The organism is Bradyrhizobium uaiense, assembly GCF_010811875.1.
GTDB lineage: Bacteria > Pseudomonadota > Alphaproteobacteria > Rhizobiales > Xanthobacteraceae > Bradyrhizobium > Bradyrhizobium uaiense.
In genome coordinates, this window is record NZ_VKHP01000462.1 from 1 (window position 1) to 2,236 (window position 2,236).

At 64.5% G+C, this 2,236-nt stretch carries 1 protein-coding gene; it reads left to right on the top strand.

The genetic code is table 11. The annotated features are described in order from the left end of the window. Positions 1–2,236 (top strand): DUF342 domain-containing protein (locus FNJ47_RS45710; protein ID WP_163163312.1); only part of this gene is annotated, 2,236 nt, incomplete at both ends.

The following is a 2,236-nucleotide window of genomic DNA, read 5'->3' on the forward strand; positions in this document are numbered from 1 at the left end:
CGGTTCGGGGACCGCAATTTCCGGGCTGGTCGACGTTCTCTCCGGCGCGTCTTTCGAATATGCGACCGTCTTCAGCGGCGGCGACCTGAACGTCTCGTCGGGCGCGACGGCTGACCATATCTCGGTCTCGAGCGGCGGCATCTTCAACGTCGGCGGCACGGTTCTAAGCAACGTCGCGGTCCTTGCCGGCGGCGTCGAGAACGTGCTCTCCGGAGGCGTGGTCACCGGCGTGACCAGCTCCGGGACAGGGATTTCGGGCGGCACGGTGAACGTGTCGTCGGGAGGCGCGATCGACCACACGACCGTCAGCAGTGGCGGCAAGTTGAATGTCCTGTCCGGCGCGACTGCCCACAATGTCAGCGTCTCCAGCGGCGGCACTTTCAATGTTGCCGGCGCGGTGACCAGCAACGTTGCGGTGTTTGCCGGCGGTACGGAAATCGTTTCGTCCGGCGGGTCGACCGGTCCGGTGACGATTTCGGGCGGCAAGGTCGAATTGCAGGCCGGAAGCATCGCGAGCGGCGGCATTACCTTCGCCAGTTCGAGCGGAACGCTTGTGATCGACGGCACCACCATGCCCAGCGACATCATCGGCGGCATCGTCGTTGGTGATACGATCGATCTGACCGGCGTGACGTTCACCTCCGGAGGCTCAGTCACTGTTGTGTCGGGCAGCGTCCTTCAAGTTGTCGAGGGCGGAATAACGTATGATCTGCAGCTGGGTCAGAATCCCGGAGTTGGCCTGAGCGTAATGCAGGATTCTGGTACGGGCACGCTGATCACGGCCGTACCTATTACGCCATCAGTTAACGTCGTGAGCAACACTTCGGCGAGCGCAGGTCAGTTGATCGCCTTGTCGAGCCTGGTGACCGTCGTTGACCCGAACAGTGCCGGCTATCGGACTCTCCAGCTGTGGGATTCGAACGGCACGGCAGCCGGCGGCGAGTTCCTGATCAACGGCGTGGCGCAGCCCGCAGGCCAGCCGATCAATGTGCCGTCAGGTGCCAATGTGGTGTTCGATGCCGGCACTTCAGCCGGTACCGATACGCTGTGGGCGCGGCTCATTCAAAACAACGGCGCGCTAGGTAGCTGGCAGCAGTTTGCGGTCTCGGTGGCAGCGCCGACGCTGAGTGTCTCGAGCCTGCCAAGTGCCACGGCCGGTGGGCAGATTGCGCTCTCGAGCCTGGTCAACGTGTCCGATCCCAGCAACGCCACGTATCAGCTGCAGCTGTGGGATTCGAACGGCACGGCAGCCGGCGGCGAGTTCCTGATCAACGGCGTGGCGCAGACCGCAGGCCATGCGATCAATGTGCCGTCAGGTGCCAACGTGGTGTTCGATGCCGGCACTTCAGTCGGCTCCGACACGCTGTGGGCGCGGCTGGTTCAGAACGGCACGGCAGGTAGCTGGCAGCAGTTCTCGGTCTCGGTGGCGGCGCCGACGCTGAGTGTCTCGAGCCTGCCGAGCGCCACGGCCGGTGGGCAGATTGCGCTATCGAGCCTGGTCAACGTTTCCGATCCCAGCAACGTGGCGTATCAGCTGCAGCTGTGGGATTCGAACGGCACGGCAGCCGGCGGCGAGTTCCTGATCAACGGCGTGGCGCAGACCGCGGGCCATGCGATCAATGTGCCGTCGGGCGCCAATGTGGTGTTCGATGCCGGCACTTCAGTCGGCTCCGACACGCTGTGGGCGCGGCTGGTTCAGAACGGCACGGCAGGTAGCTGGCAGCAGTTTGCGGTCACGGTGCCGGCGCCGACGCTGAGTGTCTCGAGCCTGCCAAGCGCCACGGCCGGTGCGCAGATTGCGCTCTCGAGCCTGGTCAACGTGTCCGATCCCAGCAACGCCACGTATCAGCTGCAGCTGTGGGATTCGAACGGCACCGCGGCCGGCGGCGAGTTCCTGATCAATGGCGTGGCGCAGCCCGCAGGCCAGGCGATCAATGTGCCGTCGGGCGCCAATGTGGTGTTCGATGCCGGCACTTCGGTCGGCTCCGATACGCTGTGGGCGCGGCTCATTCAAAATAACGGCGCGCTAGGTAGCTGGCAGCAGTTTGCGGTCTCGGTGGCAGCGCCGACGCTGAGTGTCTCGAGCCTGCCAAGTGCCACGGCCGGTGGGCAGATTGCGCTCTCGAGCCTGGTGAACGTGTCCGATCCGAGCAATGTCTCGTATCAGCTGCAGCTGTGGGATTCGAACGGCACGGCAGCCGGCGGCGAGTTCCTGATCAACGGCGTGGCGCAGACC